Consider the following 19,550-nt stretch of genomic DNA (forward strand, 5'->3'; position numbering starts at 1 on the left):
GAACGGACGGGGAACGTACGATCGTTCACCATGTCCGCCAGCACAGATTCTTCGCACCGGTCCGTCCGAAACCCTTCTCGTCCGGGCCACCGCTCCAGCACCATGGGCGGCATGCCGCTCAACGACCTGCCCTGGTGGCGCTGGCGAGCCCGACTGCGCTCCGCGCTGCACATGCTGTCCGACCCCGCTTTCCAGCACGAGGCCTGGCTGACCGGCCGGGAGGGCTACGGAGACGTGACCGACGCCGTCTACCGGCTGGTCGAGGACACCTGGCTGGACCGCTGGTCCGCCGAGAAGTACGTGGGCACCATCTTCCGCGACTCCACCGAGGCCGCCCTGGTCGACGGGGCGGTGCTGCGCGCGGTGCAGATGCTGCACGAGGTCGGCGCCGACGCCCCGGCCTCCGCCTACCTCGGCCACCCCGGCTGGCCGGAGACCGTCCGGGCCGCCCGGGAGGCGCACGTCGCCCTGGCGGTGGGCGACGGGGACGACCCGGACGCGGCCCCCAAGTCGCTGGACGTGCTGCGGATCCTCACCCAGGTCTGAACCCGGGGCCGGGGCCGGCTGCGTCGGTGGTCGGCCGTCGGGGCCGTCCCGCAGTGCGGGCAGCGGGGCGGCGACCGTCCGGAATGTGACACGCTGGACCATTCAGCACGCGACCGACGACCGCTCGCGCACTCGCACGACCTCAGGACGGGACACCCCCAGTGGAACAGCAGCCGGCCAGCGCCCAGTACGTCCTCACGCTGTCCTGCCCCGACAAGCAGGGCATCGTCCACGCTGTCTCCAGCTACCTCTTCATGACCGGCTGCAACATCATCGACAGCCAGCAGTTCGGCGACGGGGACACCGGGCTGTTCTTCATGCGGGTGCACTTCTCCGCCCCCGAGCCGGTCACCGCCGACAAGCTGCGCGCCAGCTTCGCCGCGATCGGCGCGTCCTTCGGGATGGACTGGCAGATCCACCCCACCGAGCAGCGGATGCGGATCGTCCTCATGGTCAGCAAGTTCGGGCACTGCCTGAACGACCTGCTCTACCGCACCCGGATCGGCGCCCTGCCGGTGGAGATCGCCGCGGTGGTCTCCAACCACACCGACCTGCGCGACCTCACCGAGAGCTACGGCGTCCCGTTCCGCCACATCCCGGTCACCAGGGACACCAAGGCCGAGGCCGAGCGCGAGCTGCTCGACCTGGTCGCCAAGGAGAACGTCGAACTGGTCGTGCTGGCCCGCTACATGCAGGTGCTCTCCGACCAGCTGTGCACCGAGCTCTCCGGCCGCGTGATCAACATCCACCACTCCTTCCTGCCGAGCTTCAAGGGCGCCAAGCCCTACCACCAGGCGCACGCCCGCGGCGTGAAGCTGATCGGTGCCACCGCCCACTACGTCACCGCCGACCTCGACGAGGGCCCGATCATCGAGCAGGAGGTGGCCCGGGTCACCCACGACGTCAGCCCGGACCAGCTGGTCGCGCTCGGCCGCGACGCCGAGTGCCAGGCGCTGGCCCGCGCGGTCAAGTGGCACAGCGAGCACCGGGTGCTGCTGGACGGGACCCGGACGGTCGTCTTCGCCTGAGCGCTGGCTGCTCGCCGTTGGGCCGCTGGGCCTGCGGCTACGGCCGCGACAGCAGCGGCAGCGCGTGCAGCACCTCGCGCACCGCGGCCCGGTCACCGTGCTCGCCCACCGGCAGCCGGTCCGGGTCGCGGTGGGCGGCCGCCAACTGGCACAACTCCAGGCCGTCCAGCACCATCGAGGCCACCGGCTCCCCGTCGGCCGGCCCGGCCTGCCCGCCGTCCAGCGGCACCAGCCACTCGCCCGCCGCCGGGCCGTCCACCACCAGCCGCAGCCGGCGCCCGCCGACCGGTGCGCCGGGCGCCACCGGCACCCCGGCCGGCTCGGGACGCGTCGCGCGCAGCCCGGCCAGCGCCCCCGGCAGCAGCCGCACCACCAACTCCACCATCTGCCGCAGGTGCTGCGGCGCCGGCGGGGCGTACGGGTAGGCGACCGCGCGGGCCACGTCCTCCCCGTGCACGAAGCACTCCAACGCCCGGTCCACGAAGGCGTCCCGCAGCGGCAGCACCGCGAAGCCCAGATCGACCGGGGTGCTGCCCTGCGGTGCCAACGCGGCACTGCGCACCAGGTCGTGGGTCTGCTGGCGCCACCGGGCGCGCACCGACTGCGGCGGCAGGGCGGCCTGGTCGGCCAGCAGCCGGGCGCTCCGCGCGGCCACCGCCGCGTACCGGCCGCCCTGCGGCGGCACCCGCGGCGCCGGGACGGCCGCCTCCTGCGGCGGCACCCGCCGCCCCGCGGCCGGGCCGTCCCCGGGACCGGACCCCGGACGGGTCAGCGGGTCGGGCAGCGCGCCGGGCAGCAGGCCGGTCAGTGTGCCGGGCACCGGATCGGGCAGGCCGAGGGCGAGCGCCAGTACGCCGTCCACCGCCGTCAGCCGGCCCAGTACCTCGGCCGGACGCAGCCGCTCGGTGCCGCCGTGCCACGGCAGTTCGGCCACCTCCTGCCACTCCTCCGGGCCGAGGTCGCGCAACAGCGCGTCCAGCTTGGCGGTCTCCGCGGTGTACGGCATCCCCCAGGCGGGAACGGGCAGTTCGGCCGGCCGGCGGGCCAGGCACCAGTCCAGCACCTGCTGGCGCAGCGAACCGGGCTGGTCCAGCGGCTCGTCCAGGGAGAGCCAGCCGGCCGCCTCGCGCAGCCGGGCCGCCTCCTCGGCGCACTCCGGGCAGCCGCGCAGGTGCTGCTCCAACTCGGCGGCCTCGCGCGGCGGGCAGGCGCCCAGGGACCAGGCGCCGAGCAGCGAGCGCAGCGCGTCGTGCTGCTCGTCCGACTGCTCCCCGGGCCGTTGCTCGGGCCGTTGCCCGGAACCGTTCACCTGCCCCCGCCCCCATCCCCGTCCTGCTCCTGCCGGGCGCGTTCGTCGGCCAGTTCGGTGGCCAGCAGCTCCAGGCCGAGCCGCATCCGCTGCTTGGCGGCCTGCTCGCTGATGCCGAGCAGCCGGGCCGTCTCCTGGTAGGTGCGGCCGTCGTAGTACGTCACCGCGATGGTCTCACGCAGGGGTTGGGGCAGGGAGTCGACCACGTACTGCATGCGCGCGGCGGTGGCCACGGCGCGGATCTCCTCCTCGGCCGTGCCGTCGCCGCACCCCGGGGACGGATCGGTGCCGCGCCGGTCCCGCAGCCGTTCGACCGCGCGGCGGTGGGTGAGCGCGCCGAGCCAGGAGCGCAGCGAGCCGTGGGCGGGGTCGAAGTCCTCGGGGTGCTCCCAGACGTGGGCGAAGACCTCCCGAGTGAGCTGGGCGGCGGCCGTCTGGTCGGCGAGTATCCGGCCGGCCAGGCCGTGCACCATCGGCGCGAGCCGGTCGTAGAGTTCGCCGAGCGCGGTCTCCTCGCCGCGGGCGATGCGTCGCTGCAACTGCTCGTCCCAGCGCGGGATCCGGTCCGGGGTGGCCATCGAGAACCACCCTCCTGACCGGTCCTTGGCGTTACCCAACGGTATCCCGTGGCCGGTCGGCGGTGGGAGGTAATCCGGCAAGAACGGAACGCCGTCTCGTGGTTCGACGACCGTTCCGGGGCCCGGTGGACGACCGCTCCGGGTCCGGCGGCCGGCCGGTCCGGCATCCGGTGGGCGACGGATCGTCGGCGGACGGGCTCGTCATATCGTGGGACGGTCCGCCGATGCCGCTGTTCGAGAGCCCCTGGACATATGTCGCACGGGTGGTTCGCGAGTGGCGGGCGGGGAGTCGGGGGTGTCCGGCGGTAGGTTCCCGCCCAGGGCGTGTCCGACACGCCCCACCGGCGTCGGCCCGGGCCGGCCGAGCGCCGGTGCGAGGCTCGCGAGAGTGAGCGGGACAGTATGCACTGCCCTGTCCCCCGATCGCCGGAATATGCCCGAAGCGCTTGCTGCGGTCCGTCGGCCCACCCATCCTGAGGCGTATTCGTGTCGCGGCCAGTGCGCGACCGACGAGTTGGCACGGGCGAGTGGCGCGGGCGGACGGGTCGGCGATCGCCCGGGTGAGCCCCGGGTGGCACCGGGACGAGGGCCCCGCCGGCCGGCTGAGCCGGCCCGATCGGGACGTTGGCCGAACTGCGAGTGCGGGTGGTGGAGCGGTGCAGGTTCTTCAGGTACAGCTTGCGGTGCAGGCGGACCCCGCCGAGGTCGGCCGAGCCCGTCGGTGGGTGCGCTCACGACTGCTGAACCACGGGGTCGACCCGGACGCGCCGATGGCCGAGACGGTGGTGCTGGTGGTCTCCGAGCTGGTCACCAACGCCGTGGTGCACACCGGCTGTCCGGCCGTGCTGAGACTCTGTCTGCCGGTGGCCGAGGACTGCGACCGGGCCGGTGCGCCCGGACCGCTGCGGGTGGAGGTGGCCGACGCGAGCCGCACCGCCCCGGCCCCCCGGCACGCCGGACCGGACGAGGACGCGACCAACGGGCGGGGACTGGAACTGGTCGAGCTGCTCTGCGAGCGCTGGGGCTGGTACCCGGACGGCTCGGGCAAGCGGGTCTGGTGCGAGATCGGCAGCGGGGCCGGGCCGGCCGATCCGCTGGCCGACGTGGACTGGGCGGCTTTGGCGCAATAGCGGCTACTGGTTTTCTGCCGGGTCGCGTCCCCGGCGCCGTGACGGGCCGTGTCGATCACCGGCCGAAAGCTGACGCAACCATTCCGAATTTCCGACTAGCCATTGACGTGACGTATCCGACTGATCACCCTTGGGTGCGGCGCTCCGTTGCGAGGGGACGCCGAGGGGACGTCCGTCCACCGCCACGGTGCTGCTGTCCAGGGGGATCGCGTCAGCAGGGGGGACCGTGGCACACCGGGCGCGGCCCGCTCCTCGGCGAGTGCGGAGGGCGCGGCGCGGGTGCAGGGTCCGCGCGCCGCGATCGGACGGCGGCCCGGCATGCTGCGCTCGTTGCGCAGGCGGCCGGCCGCCGTCCGCTGCGCCGTTGTCGAGGGGCGGTTTCCGGCCAGGCGTCGGCCCGTCCGGTGGGGGGTCAGGCCGGTGGCGGCCCGTCCGGTGGGGGTCAGGCCGGGCCGGTCCGGAAGGTGCGCCGGTAGGCGCTCGGTGCCACGTCCAGCCGCCCGCGCAGTTGCAGCCGCAGCGAGGCGGCGGTGCCGAAACCCGACTCCCGGGCGACCTGGTCGATGCTCAGGTCGGTGCGCTCCAGCAGTTGCCGGGCCCGCTCGGTGCGCTGGGTGGTGATCCACTGGCCCGGGCTGGCGCCGGTCTCCTCCCTGAAGCGCCGGGTGAAGGTCCGCACGCTCATCCCGGCCCGGTCGGCGAGTTGGCGCAGTTGCAGCGGTTCGGCCAGGTGCTCCAGTGCCCAGGCGCGGACCGCGGCGGTGCCGGGCCCGCCGGTGTCCACCGGGCTCGGGGCCACCACGTACTGCTTCTGGCCGCCGTCGCGCCACGGCGGCACCAGGCAGTTGCGGGCCACCGCGTTGGCCACCGCGCTGCCGTGGTCGCGGCGCACCACGTGCAGGCAGAGGTCCACCCCGGCGGCCACCCCGCCGGAGGTGAGGACGTCGCCGTCGTCGGTGTAGAGCACGTCCGGGTCCAGCAGGACCTTGGGGAAGGTCCGGGCGAAGACCTCGGTGTAGCGCCAGTGGGTGGTGGCCGGGCGGCCGTCCAGCAGGCCGGCGGCGGCCAGCAGGAAGGAGCCGGTGCAGATCGACATCAGCCGGGTGCCGGGCCTGATCCGGCCCAGGGCGGCGGCCAGTTCGGGGCCGAAGGGGGCGTCCACGCCGCCCGGGAGGGCGTCGTGGCAGGCCGGGAGCACCACCGTGTCGGCCCGCTCCAGCAGTTCGGGGCCGTGGTCGACCGAGATCCGGAAGTCGGCGCTGGTGGCGATCGGCCCGCCGTCCAGGGTGCAGGTGGCCACCCGGTAGAGCGGGCGGCCGGATTCGTCCCTGGCGTTGCCGAAGATCCTTGCCGGGATGCCGAGTTCGAAGGCGATCACGCCCTCCAGGGCGAGTACCGCGACCAGGTGCGCCATGCCGTTCCTTCCCGATCCCCCAGCCCCTTTGCGTGCGGGTCCGGGTCAGGGTACGCCGGGGAAGGTGGCCCGATCCTTGCGAAAACTGTCATTCAGGCCACTCGTCCGGGCGCGGCGGGCTCGGGAGACTCGTCCACGTGACCGAACGCCGTGTCCTCGCCGCCTCCACGCCCCCCGACGCCCCGATACCCGACGCCTCGATACCCGACGCCTCGACGCCCGGCCGGCGCCCCCGGGTGCACTACGCCTGGGTGGTGGCCGCCGTCGCCCTGCTCGTCCTGCTCGGCTCGGCCGGCTTCCGCTCCACGCCCAGCCTGATGATGGACGCCCTGCACAACGAGTTCGGCTGGTCGCTCGGGACGATCGCCGGCGCCACCTCCGTCAACCTCACCCTCTACGGCCTCACCGCCCCCTTCGCCGCCGCCCTGATGGACCGTTTCGGCGTGCGCCTGGTGGTGGTCTGCGCCCTGCTGACCATCTCGGTCGGCGCCGGCCTCACCATGCTGATGCGCCAGCCCTGGCAACTGATCCTCTGCTGGGGCGTGCTGGTCGGCCTCGGCAGCGGCTCGATGGCCGGCGCCTTCGCCACCACCATCACCGGCCGCTGGTTCCAGGCCCGCCAGGGGCTGGTCACCGGGGTGCTCACCGCCGCCGGGGCGGCGGGCAACCTGGTCTTCCTGCCGGTCGGCGCCTGGCTGGTCGAGCAGCACGGCTGGCGCTCGGCCGTGGTCGTGGTCTCGCTCGCCGCCAGCGCCGTCGCCGTGCCGGTCCTGCTGCTGATGCGCGAGCGCCCCGCCGACGTCGGCCTGCTCCCGTACGGCGCCACCGAGGCCCCGCCCGCGCCGGTGCGGGACACCCGCGCCCTGGCCCGCACCCTGCGGGTGCTGCGCGACGCCGCCCGCACCCGGCCGTTCTGGCTGCTGGCCGGCTCCTTCGCGATCTGCGGCGCCACCACCGCCGGCCTGGTCGGCACCCACTTCATCCCGGCCGCGCACGACCACGGCATGCCCGTCACCACCGCCGCGAGCCTGCTCGCCCTGATCGGCCTGTTCGACGTGCTCGGCACCGTGTTCAGCGGCTGGCTCACCGACCGGGTCGACTCCCGGCTGCTGCTCACCGTCTACTACGGGCTGCGCGGCCTGTCCCTGCTCCTGCTGCCGCAGCTGCTGGCCGGCTCGCTGCAGCCGCCGATCCTCGCCTTCGTGGTCTTCTACGGCCTCGACTGGGTGGCCACCGTGCCGCCGACCGTCGCCCTGTGCCGCCGGCACTTCGGCGAGGACGCCCCGATCGTCTTCGGCTGGGTGCTCGCCGCCCACCAGATCGGCGCGGCCGTGGTGGCCGGACTGGCCGGCCTGGCCCGCGACGCGCTCGGGAACTACGACCTCACCTGGTACGGCGCCGGCGCGCTGTGCGTGGTCGCGGTCGGGCTCTGCCTGGCGCTGCGCGGCGGACGGCCCGCGGACCGGGTGGTGCCGGCGCTGTCCTGAGGGGGTGTCGCGGCGGGGCCGGGGAGTGTCGCGGCGAGGTCGGAGGGGGCGGCCGGGCGGCGGCGGGCGCCCGGCCTGGCGGGGGTGTCGCAGCGGAGGTCTAGGCTCCGGTTCATGGCGCTCACCTTCACCCTGGACCCCAAGCCCGACCCCGACCTGCGCACCGCCGTGGTGCGGCTGTGGACGGACGTGACCAACGCCGGCGGCGCGGTCGGCTTCGTGGCCCCGGTCACCGAGGACCAGGTCTGGGACACCGCCGACCACCAGTTCGCCGGGCTCGCCCCGGACGGCCCCGACCGGCTGCTGGTCGCGCACGAGAGCGCGACCGGCCGGCTGGTCGGGGTGCTGTTCTTCGCGTCGATGCGGTTCGAGCTGATGGAGCACTGGCGGATGCTCAGGCGGGTCATGGTGCACCCCGACTTCCAGGGCCGCGGCTACGGCGCCGACCTGCTCGCCGAGGCCGAGCGGGTCGCCCGTGACTGGGGCCTGGAGTCGCTGCGGCTCACCGCGCGCGGCGGGCTGGGCCTGGAACGCTTCTACGAGCGCTGCGGCTGGCGCGAGGTCGGCCGGGTGCCGGCCGCGATCCGGGTCGCCCCCGGGGACGACCGGGACGACATCACCATGTGGCTCGACCTGCGCTGACCCCTCCGCAGGCGCTCGGCCGGAGCTCGTGTCGGCCTCGTGCGGTGGGGGACGGAGCCCCCTGCCCCGGGCCGGGTGTCAGGCATGCTTGACTGGAAGGCCCCGTCCCCGGCCCGATCCAGAAGGATGTGTCCCAGTGAGCAGCAACGGCCCGCAGAAGTCGCACGCCACGCTCCGCTACACCTCCATGCGGGCCAGCATCTTCCTCGGCTGCCTGCTGGTGGCCCTGCTGCTCGGGCACTTCGGGATCATCCCGGTGAGCGGCGAGGCCGGGGTGATCTTCCTGTTCCTGCTGGCCGCGATCGTCTCCGCGCCGCTCAGCTACGTGCTGCTGAGCAAGCAGCGCGACGAGATGTCCTCGCAGATCTCCACCAAGGTCGCCGGGATCCGCAGCCGCACCGCCGAGCGGATCGCCACGCAGAACGCCGAGGAGGACGCGGTGGACGACGCCGCCCGCGCGGCCGCCTCCGGGCAGCACTGACCCCGGGCGCAGCCCACCGTGCCCGCTGACCAGCAGCTGAGCGCCGAGGACTCCCCGCCGGTCGGGGCCGAGCGCCCCGCCGGGACCTGGCCGGCCCCCGTGCGCCGGCCCACCGGGCGGGACGTGGCCCGGCTGGCCGGGGTCTCCCAGGCCACCGTCTCCCTGGTCTTCTCCGGCGCCGAGGCCGGCCGCCGGGTCTCCGACGCGACCCGCGACCGGGTCCGCGAGGCCGCCCGCAGCCTCGGCTACCGCCCGCAGGCGGCCGGCCGGCAGCTGCGGCTGGGCCGCAGCGGGATGATCATGCTGGCCGTGCCCAACCTTCAGGGCCCGTTCTTCGGCCGGGTGCTGGAGGGCGTCCACCACGAGGCGGGCCGACACGGGCTGGCGGTCGTGGTCAGCTCCGGCTGGGGCAGCGGGACCCTCGCCGAGGCCGCCACCGCGGGCCGCTTCGACGGCCTGCTGATCTGCTCCCCGGACGACAGCCAACTCGGCGAACTGCCGCCGGACACCCCCGCGGTCTTCCTGGACGCCGACCCCGGCACCGACCACGCCCGCCCGACCGTCGAGCTCGACGTGGCCGGCGGGATGCGGGCGGCCGTCGAGCACCTGGCCGCCCTCGGCCACCGCCGGATCGGGCACCTGCGCTCCACCCACGCCGCGTACACCTTCCGGGTCCGGCAGGCCGCCTTCGAGCAGGCCGTCCGCGAACTCGGCCTGGAGGTCGTGGAGTTGGGGGTGAGTCTGAACGAGGGGTACGCCGCCGCGCGGAGCGTGGCGGGGGAGCTGCTGGAGCGGGCGGACCGTCCGCGCGCGGTGGTCTGCGACGACGACGTGGTCGCCTCCGGGGTCTACCAGGCCGCCGCCGAGCGGGGGTTGCGGGTGCCGGACGACCTGTCGGTGGTCGGCATGGACAACGTCGCGGTCGCCGGGCTGCTCGCCCCGCCGCTGACCACCGTCGACCTGCCGGGGGAGGAGCTGGGCCGGGTCGGCGCGGCCGCGCTCGCCGGACTGCTGCGCGGTGAGCCGGTGGCGCCGGTCGCGCCGTTGGCCACCTCGCTGGTGCAGCGCTCCTCGACCGCCCGGGCGTGACGGCGCCGGACCGCGACGTCGCCGGACTGCGACGCAGCCGGACCGAGACATCGCCGGACTACGACGTAGCCGGACTGTGCCGGCGCCGGGAGAAGGACTGCGCCCGCCGGGCCAGACCCCCGGCGGGCGCAGTCGTCTGTGGGGTGGGCGCTCAGCCCACCGGGACGGGTTCGGCGAGCGGGGCGACCGGTGCGCCGTGGAACCAGCGCCGGGCGCCGAACAGCACCAGTCCGCCGAGGGCGATGCCGCCCGCCGCGCACACCGCCACCGGGCGCAGTGAGCCCTCGGCGAGGTGGCCGGAGACGGCGTAGCCGAGCGAGTTGCCGGTGGCGAACAGGGTGACCAGCCAAGCGAAGGCCTCGGTGACCGTCCCGGCCGGGGCCAGCTCGGCGACCAGCACGAAGGCCGCCGCCAGCAGCGGGGCCAGCACGATGCCGGACAGGAAGGCGAGCGCGGCCATCGGGTACGGGCCGGGCAGCGTGACCAGCGGCAGGTAGGAGGCGGCCATCGCGAGGGCCATCATCCAGGTGCGGGTCGCGGTGCTCCGCCGCCACCGGATCATGCCGTAGGCGAGCGCGCCGAGCAGTCCGCCGAGCGCGGCCAGCGCCAGCAGGGTGCCCCCGCCGCCGGGCAGGTCCCCGGCGTGCTGCTCGGCGTAGGCGATGAACAGGACGTTCTGCGCGCCGACCGCCCAGCCGGCCCCGGCCAGTCCGATCAGCAGCAGCACCAGTCCGGGGGAGCGCAGCGGGCCGAGCAGTCCGGCGGACTGCTCGCGGGCGGGGGCCCGCCAGGCCCGGGCGGGCGCCGCGGTGGCCACCACCAGCGCTCCGGCCAGGCCGAGTCCGGCGGCCACCCAGAGCGCGGCGACCGGGCTGAACAGGCCGGCGATCCCGGCGACGGCCAGCGGTCCGGCCACGTAGAGGATCTGCTGGGAGGCGGAGTCGAAGGCGTACGCGGTGTCGAGCTGCTCCTCCTCGACCACGTCCGGCCAGAGCGAGCGCAGGCAGGGCTCCAGCGGCGGCATCGCGAGGCCGGCGACGGCGGCGCCGAGCGGCGCGGCGACCGGGGAGCCGGGGGCGAGGGCGAGCAGGGTGTACCCGCCGCCGGCCACGACGGCGGAGGCGAGCAGGACGCGGGGCTGGCCGGTGCGGTCGACGATCCGTCCGAGCACCGGCCCGCCGACGGCGGCGGCGATCGCGTAGGCGGCGGTGGCCAGGCCGATCCGGCTGTACGGGACGCCGGCCTCGCGCAGGGCGAGGGCGATCACCAGGGCGGTCATACCGGCGGGCAGGCGGCCGAGCAGGGTGCCGAGCAGGAGTCGGGTGACGTGCGGGGCGCGGAGCAGGGCGAGGTAGCCCATCGGTGGTCTTCTCCGGTCAGGGCAGGGGAGGGCGGGGGTGCCGTTCAAAGTTATACGTATAACTGCCGGTCGGTCAATCTGACCGGAGGGTGGAGCTGATGGTGCGTCAGCCTCGTTCGTGTCCGGATCTCACCCCAAGTCGGCCTTGGGGTGAGGCCCGATCTCAAACAAGTACTTTGAACATCTCAAACCTTTACTGCTAACGTGTCGACCGTGACCACCTCAGACGCACTGCCGACGTACGGCCCGGGCCCGCTGCCCGTCGCCGCCCGCCGGGGTGCCCTGACCGGTGCTGTGGACAGCCCGCGCCGTTGTCGCGCCATGAGCTGTATCGCGGCGGCACGCCCCTGAGACGGGCCCCGGCCCTCCCCGTCCGGCCCGCGCCGTGCCGCCCACCCCCCGCCTCGCCCCCCACCGTCAGCAACGCCCTCCCCCGGAGTCGCACCCCCATGTCCACAGCGCCCGAGGCGACCTCGTCGCCGTCCGTGCTCACCCGCATCCGCAAGACGCCGTTCTGGGTGCAGATCGTCGCCGGCCTCGTGTTCGGCATCGGCCTCGGCTACCTGGCCCGCGCCGCCGACATCTCCTGGCTGGCCACCACCCTGGAGACCATCGGCAAGATCTTCGTCCAGCTGCTCAAGCTGGCCGTGCCCCCGCTGGTCTTCACCGCGATCGTGGTGAGCGTCGCCAACCTGCGCAACGTCACCAACGCGGCCCGCCTGGCCACCCGCACGCTGCTCTGGTTCATGATCACCTCGCTGATCGCGGTCGGCATCGGCCTTGGCCTCGGCCTGCTGACCAACCCCGGCCAGGGCACCAACCTCAAGACCGAGGGCCTCAAGGCGCTCGACTCCAAGGGCAGCTGGATCGACTTCCTGACCGGGATCTTTCCGACCAACATCGTCGACGCCTTCGTCAAGGTGAACGTGCTGCAGATCGTCTTCATGGCGGTCGTGGTCGGCGCCGCGATCATCAAGCTCGGCGCCAAGGCCGAGCCGGTCCTCAAGATCAGCGAGTCCGTGCTGGAGCTGACCCAGACCGCCCTGTGGTGGGTCATCCGGCTCTCCCCGCTCGGCACCCTCGGCCTGATCGGCAAGTCCGTCGCCAAGTACGGGTGGGACCTGCTCAAGCCCTTCGCCACGCTGACCCTCGACATCTACGTCGGCTGCGCGCTGGTGCTGTTCGTCGTCTACTCGCTGGTGCTGCGCTTCGCTGCGGGCCTCAACCCGGTGCACTTCTTCAAGGGCGCCTGGCCCGCCATCCAGCTGGCCTTCGTCTCCCGCTCCTCGGTCGGCACCCTGCCGGTCACCCGCCGGGTCACCGAGCGCCTCGGCGTCCCGAGCGAGTACGCCTCGTTCTCGGTGCCGTTCGCCGCCACCACCAAGATGGACGGCTGCGCCTCGATCTACCCGGCCGTCGCCGCGATCTTCGTCGCCCAGGTGTACAACATCGAGCTGGGCATCAAGGACTACATCCTGATCGCCTTCGTCTCGGTCGTCGGCTCGGCCGCCACCGCGGGCCTCACCGGCGCGATCATCATGCTGACGCTGACCCTGTCCACCCTGGGCCTGCCGCTGGAGGGCGTCGGCCTGCTGCTGGCCATCGACCCGATCCTGGACATGATGCGGACCGCCACCAACGTCGCCGGCCAGGTCGCCGTGCCGGTCGTGGTCGCCGCGCGGGAACGGATCCTGGACCTGAACGCGTACAACAACCCGTCGGGGGACCTGTACGAGGAGGACGCGCCGAAGGTCGCCGTCGCGGCGGCGTAGCGTTGAAGTAGTGGAGAAAGGGCTCTTCCCCGGACGGGGGAGAGCCCTTTCGGTGTTGCCCGGCGTTGCTGCTCTGCGGTGTCGCCCGGTGTTCTGTTCCGCCCGGAAAAGGCAGGGGGCCCGCCGCGATGGGCAGGCCCCCTTGGGTATTGCGCTCTTGTGCTCACGGTGACGGCTGTCGGGAGCCGTCGTCGGACCCGAAGGGGTCCCGAGCGATCAGAACATCAGAGGATGGTCAGACAGCGGTGACGTTCTCCGCCTGCGGGCCCTTCGGGCCCTGGGTGACGTCGAAGGTGACCGCCTGGTTCTCCTCCAGCGAACGGAAGCCGTTCGCATTGATGGCGGAGTAGTGGACGAAGACGTCGGGGCCGCCGCCCTCCTGGGCGATGAAGCCGAAGCCCTTCTCAGCGTTGAACCACTTGACGGTTCCCTGAGCCATGCCGTTCTCCTTGCGATGCGTGTCGGGGGCCACACCGTGTGGTCCCCGGTCCGCTGCGCTGATCGCCCTGCCTCCGGACGAGTCCGAAGTTTTTCGATATTGCTGAAAAACTACAAAAAGCCTGCGGTTACATGCTCCGCAGGCTTCAAGTACTGCAAGGGGAATCAAACTGCAACTGAGGGCAACGCTAGCATGCGGCCGCTGTGACGACCAGGGGTCACTTGCACGCCGGACGGCGCGTGTCGTGGGCCCGGAAGCGGGCGCACGAAGGGGTGTTGAGGCCCCCGGCGCGCGGGCCGAGGCGGCCCCGCGCGCGTGTCGGGTGGCCGGTGCGAGCCGCCGTGAGCAGCGGGCATACGCTGCGGGGAAGCGCACGAACAGCAAGGGAGCGGCGCAGTGGCAGCACCGGACGTACGAACGCGGGAGCCCGAACCCGAGGAGAACACCCCGGTCAGGCCCAGGGTCGGCCATATTCAGTTCCTGAACTGCGTCCCCCTCTACTGGGGCCTCGCCAGGACCGGCAACCTGCTCGACCTCGACCTCACCAAGGACACCCCCGAGAAGCTGAGCGACCAGCTCGTCGGCGGCTCCCTCGACATCGGGCCGATCACCTGCGTGGAGTACCTGCGCAACGCCGACGACCTGCTGGTCCTGCCGGACATCGCGGTCGGCAGCGACGGCCCGGTGATGTCCTGCCTGATCGTCAGCAAGGTGCCGCTCGGCGACCTCGACGGCCGCCGGGTCGCCCTCGGCTCCACCAGCCGCACCTCGGTCCGGCTCGCCCGGCTCCTCCTGGAGGAGCGCGAAGGCGTGCGCCCCGACTACTTCAGCTGCCCGCCGGACCTCAGCGCGATGCTCGCCGAGGCCGACGCCGCCGTCCTGATCGGGGACCCGGCCCTGCGCGCCTACCTCGGCCAGGCCGCGGACCTCGGGCTGACCGTGCACGACCTCGGCGAGATGTGGAAGGAGTGGACCGGCCTGCCGTTCGTCTTCGCGGTCTGGGCCGTGCGCCGCGAGTTCGCCGAGCGCCGCCCCGAGCTCACCGCGGCCGTCCACCGGGCCTTCCTGGAGTCCCGCGACCTGTCGCTGGTCGAGGCCGCCAAGGTCGCCGAGCAGGCCGCCCGCTGGGAGGCCTTCGGGGCGGACGTGCTGGAGCGCTACTTCAGCGAGGCCCTGGACTTCTCGCTCGGCGGGCGGCAGCTGGCGGGCGTCGCCGAGTTCGCGCGCCGGGTCGCGCACGACAGCGGCTTCGAGCCGGACGTCGCGGTGCGGCTGCTGGAGCCGGTGGCGCTGCCGGTCGCGGAGCAGCAGCTGTAGGGACGGGGCGGGGACAGGGACCCGGGGCGGGGACCGGCGACCGAGGGACAGGGGATGGGGGCGGGGCCGGGCGGTGGGCCGGTCCGGCCCGGTACGGTCTGCTCCCGAGGCGCGTCCGGCGGGTACAGCGCGGGGCGCGGTTCGGGAGCGGCGTACGCGGCCGGGCACCCGCCCGGGGCCGCGCGTGCGCGTGCGAGGGGAGCGTGCGGGGCATGCGGGCACTGGGGACGGACGATCCGCGACGGGTGGGCGGCTACCGGCTGCTGCGGCGGCTCGGCTCGGGCGGGATGGGCCGGGTCTACCTCGGCCGGACGGCCGGCGGGCGCACCGTCGCCGTCAAGGTGGTGCGGACCGAACTCGCGGACGACACCGAGTTCCGCGCCCGGTTCCGTCAGGAGGTCGCCGCCGCCCGCCGGGTCGGCGGCACCTGGACCGCGCCCGTCCTGGACGCCGACACCGAGGGCGAGCAGCCCTGGGTCGCCACCGGCTACGTCGCGGGCCCCGCGCTCTCCGCCGCCGTCCAGGCGCACGGCCCGCTGCCCGGGGCCGCCGTCCGCGCCCTCGGCGTCGGACTCGCCGGGGCGCTCACCCATGTGCACGGACTCGGCCTGGTGCACCGCGACGTCAAGCCCTCCAACGTGCTGCTCACCCTCGACGGCCCGCGGTTGATCGACTTCGGGATCGCCCGGGCCCTGGACGCGACCAGCGGGTTCACCCGTTCGGGGTATGTGGTGGGTTCGCCGGGCTTCATGTCGCCCGAACAGGCGAACGGGCAGACGGCGGGCCCCGCCGGGGACGTCTTCTCGCTCGGCGCCGTCCTGGCCTTCGCCGCCACCGGCGTCCACCCCTTCGGCGAAGGGGTCAGCGCGGCCGTCCTGCTCTACCGGGTGCTGCACGAGGAACCGGACGTCACCGGACTGCCCGAACCGCTGCGGGTGATCGTCCTCCACTGCCTCGCCAAGGACCCCGCCGCCCGGCCCACCCCGCAGCAGCTGGCCGGCTGGCTGGACCCGGACGGTGCGGCCGCCGACTGGCTCGCCCGGGGCGACTGGCTGCCACCGGCGCTGGCGGCCGGGGTCGGGCGCAGTGCGGTGGAACTGCTGGACCTGGAGGGGGAGCTGCGGGAGGGGGAGATGCCGGGGGAGGTGCTGGGGGAGGCGCCGCGGAGTGCGACGGCGCGGGACCGGGCCGCGCGGGACCCGGCCGCTCTGGACCCGGCTGGGAGCGGGGAGGCGGTGCGGGAGGGAGAGGGCGACGGGGGCGGCCTGCCGCCGGTTCCGGCCTCGCCGCCGCTGTGCACCTACCCGCCGGGAACGGGGGAGTACTCGGAACTCGCCGGGCGGCGCCGACGGCGGCGGGCTCGGACGGCGGCGGCGGTGGTGCTGGGGGTCGCGGTGCTCGGGGGCGGCGGGTACGGGCTGTACGCGATGACCCACCGGCCGGATCCGGTGGTGTCGGCGCCCTCCACGGGGCCGGTGCCGCCCCGGTCCTCCTCGCCGTCCGCTTCGACGGTTTCGTCGACTGCTTCGGTCTCGCCGTCCGGGACGTCCGGCGCGTCCGCGGCGCCCGTCGCGGGCGGGCCGGACGCGGTGCCGGCGGCGTTCCTGGGCACCTGGACCGGCGACATGGTCACCGACAAGGGCCTGCCCGGCGGCACCACCACGCTCACCGTCCGGCAGGCGGCGGTCGGCCAGGAGACCACCAGCAGCCGGAACGCCGCCACCGGGCTGATCTCGATCAGCTGCGAGGGCGCCTGGACGCTCAAGTCGGTCTCCGACACCACGCTGGTGTTCCAGTCCCGGCTGGTGCACTCCTCGATCCCCGGTGCCTGCACCAGCGGCTCCAACGCGGAGACCCTCACCCTGCAGTCCGACGGGACGATCCGCTTCAGCTCCGCCGACCCGGCGGCCGGGAACCCGGTCGGCACGATGCGCAAGGCGGGCGCCACGCCCCGGTGAGGCGCGCGGACGAGACCGTCCGACCGGTCGGGGCGCAGTTCAGCGGGCTGACGCGGGCGCCCGAAAGGCCTGGCGTAGGCTGGTTCGGCCGTACCCGAGTAGCACTTGAGAGAGAGAAGGCCGCCAGGTGACCGAGCTCGCAGCGACCACCCTCGATGCGTCCAGCACCGACCTGCAGGCCGTGCTCGACCGGGCCGCCGCCGGCGGCCGGATCACCCCGGAGGAGGCGCTGGAGCTCTACCGCTCCGCGCCGCTGCACGCGCTCGGCTCCGCCGCCGACGCCGTGCGCCGCCGCCGCTACGCGGGTACCGAGCACATCGCGACGTACATCATCGAGCGCAACATCAACTACACCAACGTGTGCGTCACGGCGTGCAAGTTCTGCGCCTTCTACGTGCCGCCGAAGAGTGACAAGGGCTGGTCCCGCGAGCTCGACGAGATCCTGCGCCGCTGCGCCGAGACGGTCGAACTGGGCGGCACCCAGATCATGTTCCAGGGCGGCCACCACCCCGACTACGGCGTGGAGTACTACGAGCGCGCGTTCTCGGCCATCAAGGCCGACTTCCCGCAGCTGGTGATCCACTCGCTCGGCGCCTCCGAGGTCGAGCACATGTCCCGGATCTCGGGCGTCTCCATCGAGGAGGCCATCACCCGGATCCACAAGGCGGGCCTGGACTCCTTCGCCGGCGCCGGCGCCGAACTGCTCCCCGAGCGGCCGCGCAAGGCGATCGCCCCGCTCAAGGAGTCCGGCGAGCGCTGGCTGGAGATCATGGAGGCCGCGCACGGCCTCGGCGTGGAGTCCACCTCCACCATGCTGATGGGAACCGGCGAGACCAACGCCGAGCGGATCGAGCACCTGCGGATGATCCGCGACGTGCAGGACCGCACCGGCGGCTTCCGCGCCTTCATCCCGTACACCTACCAGCCGCAGAACAACCACCTCAAGGGCTCGACCCAGGCCACCGTCTTCGAGTACCTGCGGCTGATCGCGATCGCCCGGCTGTTCCTCGACAACGTCGCCCACATCCAGGGCTCCTGGCTCACCACCGGCAAGGAGGCGGGCCAGCTGTCGCTGCACTACGGTGCGGACGACCTCGGCTCCGTGATGCTGGAGGAGAACGTCGTCTCGGCGGCCGGTGCCAAGCACCGCTCCAACCTGACCGAGCTGATCCACCTCATCCGCGCCGCCGACCGCGTCCCGGCGCAGCGCTCGACCACGTACGAGCACCTGCGGGTGCTGGACGACCCGGCGAACGACCCGGTCGACTCGCGGGTCGCCTCGCACATCGCCTCCTCGGCGATCGAGGGTGGCACGGCGCACCCCGAACTGAAGATCCTGGACAACTGAGTTGTCCTCGCTGTTGTCGGTGTCCTCGGTGTTGTTGTTCCGGTGCTGACGCTGCACCGGGCGGCGTTGCTGCTGCCCGACCCGGCCGATCCCACCGCCCCGTCCCTGGTCGACGGGGCGGTGGTGGTGCGGGGCGAACTGGTCGAGGCCGTCGGTCCGTACGAGGAGCTGGCGGCGGCGCACCCCGCGGCGCGGGTGCGGGACTGGGGCCCGGCCGTGCTCACCCCCGGGCTGTGCAACCCCTGCGGGCAGCGGCTGTTGGAGCGGGACTACCACCCCGACCCGCGGGAGGAGATCGGCGTCGAGCCGGTCGCGGACGGGCTGGTGGGCTGCACCGACGAGACCCGGTACGGGGCGAGCGCGCGGCGGGGGCTGCAGCGGATGCTCGGGTTCGGGGTGACGGCGGTGGCCGGGCCGTTCGAACGGGCCTCGGTGCGGACGGCGGTGGGTCGGTCGGGGCTGGTGCCGCTGCCCGGGCCGACGGCGTCGGCGGGCTCTCCCGGGGAGCCCGTGGCCGGTGAGGGGGCGTTGGACCCGTTGACGGTGCTGCCGTTGGCGCGGGCCGTGCACGGGCGGGTGGCAGTCGGTGGGCGGGCGGACTTCGCGGTGTTCCCGGCGTCCCCGGCGTCCCCGGCGTCCCCGGTTTCTCCGGCGGCCGGTGGGTGCCTGGCGACCGTGCTGGGTGGGCGGTTGGTGTACCGGCGGCGCTGAGGGCCGCCAGGGGGCGCACGAACGGTCCGGTGTGACGTACTCGTCAGTAGTCGGATTGCCTTGTGGCGCACGGGACTTCCTTCGTGTGCACCCGAACTGCCGTGCCCGTTGCGGGGAGTGATTGCCGCTTCGCCGTGACCTGAGGGCCCGCCAGCGGATACGATCCCGGACAGCTCACTCCGTACCCTCACCACACCATCATCCGTGCCCACGGGTGGCGGGGCCGTGTCCCAGGCCCCGGAGGCAAGCCAGGACAGGAACCATGCGAACCGCGACCGTTCCCCCGCCGCGATCACCGCGGTTGGGCCGTGGTTGGTACCTCGCCGCCGTGCTCAGCGCCGTGCTGGCCGTCGGGATGTGCCTGCTGGGTTGGCGCCAGGCCGACCAGGCCGACCGGATCGAGGCCCACCCGGTGAGAGTCGAGGGCGTCGTCACCCAGCTGCCCACCGGCGGCGGCACGTACAGCGCCGTCAGCTACAAGGTCAGCGGCCAGCCGCACACCGCCGCCGCGCTGCCGCTCGCGGACGGCGCCAGGGTCGGCGACGCGGTCTGCCTGGAGCACGCGGCCGACGACGCCGGCGCGGTGCGGATCTGCGGCGACACCTACCCGCAGCCCGTCGGCGTGGGGCTGGCCCGGTTCAGCGTGCCGGTCGCCGTGGTGCTGTTCGTCATCTGCATGCTGCGGATCCTGCGCCACCGGCGGGCCGTCGCGGTCCGCAGCGGGAAGGGGCGGCTCGCCGCCAACCTCGCGCTGGCGACCGGGGCGCTGGCCGAGGGGATGCCCGCGATAACCCAGGGCAAGCGCTCGCGGCGCCGGCGGCGCGCAGGCGGGCGGCGGGGGGCGCACTAGCTGTACTGACCACAGAGGTTGGTGACGGGGTTCACGGTCGGGTGGTCTTGAAATGAGTAAGGGCCTTCTGGCTCGGTGTGGATTGCGACAT

18 protein-coding genes are annotated in these 19,550 nt (G+C 73.9%); 13 read left to right on the top strand and 5 right to left on the bottom strand.

Annotated elements, in window-relative coordinates; genetic code table 11:
- The first annotated feature begins 111 nt into the window (after positions 1–111).
- Together ABTZ03_RS38485 and purU are read left to right on the top strand one after the other, a co-directional pair.
- Positions 112–546 carry an SCO4402 family protein gene (locus ABTZ03_RS38485; protein WP_502894734.1) on the top strand — a complete coding sequence of 145 codons (435 nt, stop codon included), beginning with the start codon at positions 112–114 and terminating at the stop codon, positions 544–546.
- A 161-nt stretch (positions 547–707) separates the two neighbouring features.
- Positions 708–1,574, top strand: a complete 867-nt coding sequence (gene purU, locus ABTZ03_RS38490; protein ID WP_350517862.1) for a formyltetrahydrofolate deformylase — start codon at positions 708–710, stop codon at positions 1,572–1,574.
- Between the two features lie 37 nt (positions 1,575–1,611).
- Here the strand turns inward: purU and ABTZ03_RS38495 are convergent, their stop codons facing one another.
- Together ABTZ03_RS38495 and ABTZ03_RS38500 are read right to left on the bottom strand one after the other, a co-directional pair.
- Positions 1,612–2,883 (bottom strand): zf-HC2 domain-containing protein, encoded by a 1,272-nt coding sequence (locus tag ABTZ03_RS38495; protein ID WP_350517863.1) that lies wholly within the window; start codon positions 2,881–2,883, stop codon positions 1,612–1,614.
- Complete coding sequence (locus tag ABTZ03_RS38500) at positions 2,880–3,461, bottom strand: sigma-70 family RNA polymerase sigma factor (RefSeq protein ID WP_350517864.1); 582 nt, start codon at positions 3,459–3,461, stop codon at positions 2,880–2,882. The genes ABTZ03_RS38495 and ABTZ03_RS38500 overlap by 4 nt, the downstream gene beginning before the upstream one ends.
- 656 nt (positions 3,462–4,117) lie before the next feature.
- Here ABTZ03_RS38500 and ABTZ03_RS38505 point away from each other — a divergent pair.
- The gene (locus ABTZ03_RS38505) at positions 4,118–4,591 is read left to right on the top strand and encodes an ATP-binding protein (protein ID WP_350517865.1); all 474 of its coding nucleotides are present in this window, start codon (positions 4,118–4,120) and stop codon (positions 4,589–4,591) included.
- A 442-nt stretch (positions 4,592–5,033) separates the two neighbouring features.
- On the opposite strand, the gene ABTZ03_RS38510 is transcribed toward ABTZ03_RS38505, so the two are convergent.
- Positions 5,034–6,005 (bottom strand): GlxA family transcriptional regulator, encoded by a 972-nt coding sequence (locus tag ABTZ03_RS38510; protein ID WP_350517866.1) that lies wholly within the window; start codon positions 6,003–6,005, stop codon positions 5,034–5,036.
- Between the two features lie 137 nt (positions 6,006–6,142).
- Between ABTZ03_RS38510 and ABTZ03_RS38515 the strand changes: the two genes are divergently transcribed.
- From ABTZ03_RS38515 to ABTZ03_RS38530, 4 genes are all read left to right on the top strand, one after another.
- Positions 6,143–7,492, top strand: coding sequence for an MFS transporter (locus ABTZ03_RS38515; protein WP_502894735.1), 1,350 nt, complete (start codon positions 6,143–6,145; stop codon positions 7,490–7,492).
- Positions 7,493–7,606: 114 nt separating this feature from the next.
- Positions 7,607–8,134, top strand: a complete 528-nt coding sequence (locus tag ABTZ03_RS38520) for a GNAT family N-acetyltransferase (protein ID WP_350517867.1) — start codon at positions 7,607–7,609, stop codon at positions 8,132–8,134.
- 136 nt (positions 8,135–8,270) lie between these two features.
- Positions 8,271–8,615 carry a DUF4229 domain-containing protein gene (locus ABTZ03_RS38525; protein ID WP_350517868.1) on the top strand — a complete coding sequence of 115 codons (345 nt, stop codon included), beginning with the start codon at positions 8,271–8,273 and terminating at the stop codon, positions 8,613–8,615.
- Positions 8,616–8,633: 18 nt separating this feature from the next.
- A complete protein-coding gene (locus ABTZ03_RS38530) occupies positions 8,634–9,704 on the top strand; it encodes a LacI family DNA-binding transcriptional regulator (protein ID WP_350517869.1) in 1,071 nt (356 codons plus the stop codon).
- 151 nt (positions 9,705–9,855) lie between these two features.
- On the opposite strand, the gene ABTZ03_RS38535 is transcribed toward ABTZ03_RS38530, so the two are convergent.
- A complete protein-coding gene (locus tag ABTZ03_RS38535; RefSeq protein WP_350517870.1) occupies positions 9,856–11,064 on the bottom strand; it encodes an MFS transporter in 1,209 nt (402 codons plus the stop codon).
- Positions 11,065–11,513: 449 nt separating this feature from the next.
- Here ABTZ03_RS38535 and ABTZ03_RS38540 point away from each other — a divergent pair, with 449 nt between their 5' ends.
- The gene (locus tag ABTZ03_RS38540; RefSeq protein ID WP_350517871.1) at positions 11,514–12,836 is read left to right on the top strand and encodes a dicarboxylate/amino acid:cation symporter; all 1,323 of its coding nucleotides are present in this window, start codon (positions 11,514–11,516) and stop codon (positions 12,834–12,836) included.
- A 235-nt stretch (positions 12,837–13,071) separates the two neighbouring features.
- On the opposite strand, the gene ABTZ03_RS38545 is transcribed toward ABTZ03_RS38540, so the two are convergent.
- On the bottom strand, positions 13,072–13,275 hold the full coding sequence (locus ABTZ03_RS38545; protein ID WP_030287184.1) for a cold-shock protein: 204 nt from the start codon (positions 13,273–13,275) through the stop codon (positions 13,072–13,074).
- 396 nt (positions 13,276–13,671) lie between these two features.
- Here ABTZ03_RS38545 and ABTZ03_RS38550 point away from each other — a divergent pair, with 396 nt between their 5' ends.
- From ABTZ03_RS38550 to ABTZ03_RS38570, 5 genes are all read left to right on the top strand, one after another.
- Positions 13,672–14,592 carry a menaquinone biosynthetic enzyme MqnA/MqnD family protein gene (locus ABTZ03_RS38550; protein ID WP_350517872.1) on the top strand — a complete coding sequence of 307 codons (921 nt, stop codon included), beginning with the start codon at positions 13,672–13,674 and terminating at the stop codon, positions 14,590–14,592.
- Between the two features lie 212 nt (positions 14,593–14,804).
- Positions 14,805–16,550: a serine/threonine-protein kinase gene (locus tag ABTZ03_RS38555; protein ID WP_350517873.1), complete on the top strand. Its 1,746-nt coding sequence runs from the start codon at positions 14,805–14,807 to the stop codon at positions 16,548–16,550.
- Between the two features lie 127 nt (positions 16,551–16,677).
- Positions 16,678–17,898: a cyclic dehypoxanthinyl futalosine synthase gene (mqnC, locus tag ABTZ03_RS38560; protein WP_350517874.1), complete on the top strand. Its 1,221-nt coding sequence runs from the start codon at positions 16,678–16,680 to the stop codon at positions 17,896–17,898.
- 42 nt (positions 17,899–17,940) lie between these two features.
- The gene (locus tag ABTZ03_RS38565) at positions 17,941–18,609 is read left to right on the top strand and encodes an amidohydrolase family protein (RefSeq protein ID WP_350517875.1); all 669 of its coding nucleotides are present in this window, start codon (positions 17,941–17,943) and stop codon (positions 18,607–18,609) included.
- A gap of 262 nt (positions 18,610–18,871) precedes the next feature.
- Positions 18,872–19,459 (top strand): hypothetical protein, encoded by a 588-nt coding sequence (locus ABTZ03_RS38570; protein WP_350517876.1) that lies wholly within the window; start codon positions 18,872–18,874, stop codon positions 19,457–19,459.
- Positions 19,460–19,550 lie beyond the last annotated feature (91 nt).

The organism is Kitasatospora sp. NPDC096077 (genome assembly GCF_040303245.1).
In the GTDB taxonomy this organism is placed as follows: domain Bacteria; phylum Actinomycetota; class Actinomycetes; order Streptomycetales; family Streptomycetaceae; genus Kitasatospora.

Excerpts from the sequence above, each read along its gene's own strand:
- ABTZ03_RS38485 (WP_502894734.1), top strand. The coding sequence starts at position 112 with ATGCCGCTCAACGACCTGCCCTGGTGGCGCTGGCGAGCCCGACTGCGC.
- ABTZ03_RS38500 (WP_350517864.1), bottom strand. The coding sequence starts at position 3,461 with ATGGCCACCCCGGACCGGATCCCGCGCTGGGACGAGCAGTTGCAGCGA.
- ABTZ03_RS38510 (WP_350517866.1), bottom strand. The coding sequence starts at position 6,005 with ATGGCGCACCTGGTCGCGGTACTCGCCCTGGAGGGCGTGATCGCCTTC.
- ABTZ03_RS38520 (WP_350517867.1), top strand. The coding sequence starts at position 7,607 with ATGGCGCTCACCTTCACCCTGGACCCCAAGCCCGACCCCGACCTGCGC.
- ABTZ03_RS38535 (WP_350517870.1), bottom strand. The coding sequence starts at position 11,064 with ATGGGCTACCTCGCCCTGCTCCGCGCCCCGCACGTCACCCGACTCCTG.
- ABTZ03_RS38540 (WP_350517871.1), top strand. The coding sequence starts at position 11,514 with ATGTCCACAGCGCCCGAGGCGACCTCGTCGCCGTCCGTGCTCACCCGC.
- ABTZ03_RS38545 (WP_030287184.1), bottom strand. The coding sequence starts at position 13,275 with ATGGCTCAGGGAACCGTCAAGTGGTTCAACGCTGAGAAGGGCTTCGGC.
- ABTZ03_RS38555 (WP_350517873.1), top strand. The coding sequence starts at position 14,805 with ATGCGGGCACTGGGGACGGACGATCCGCGACGGGTGGGCGGCTACCGG.
- ABTZ03_RS38570 (WP_350517876.1), top strand. The coding sequence starts at position 18,872 with ATGCGAACCGCGACCGTTCCCCCGCCGCGATCACCGCGGTTGGGCCGT.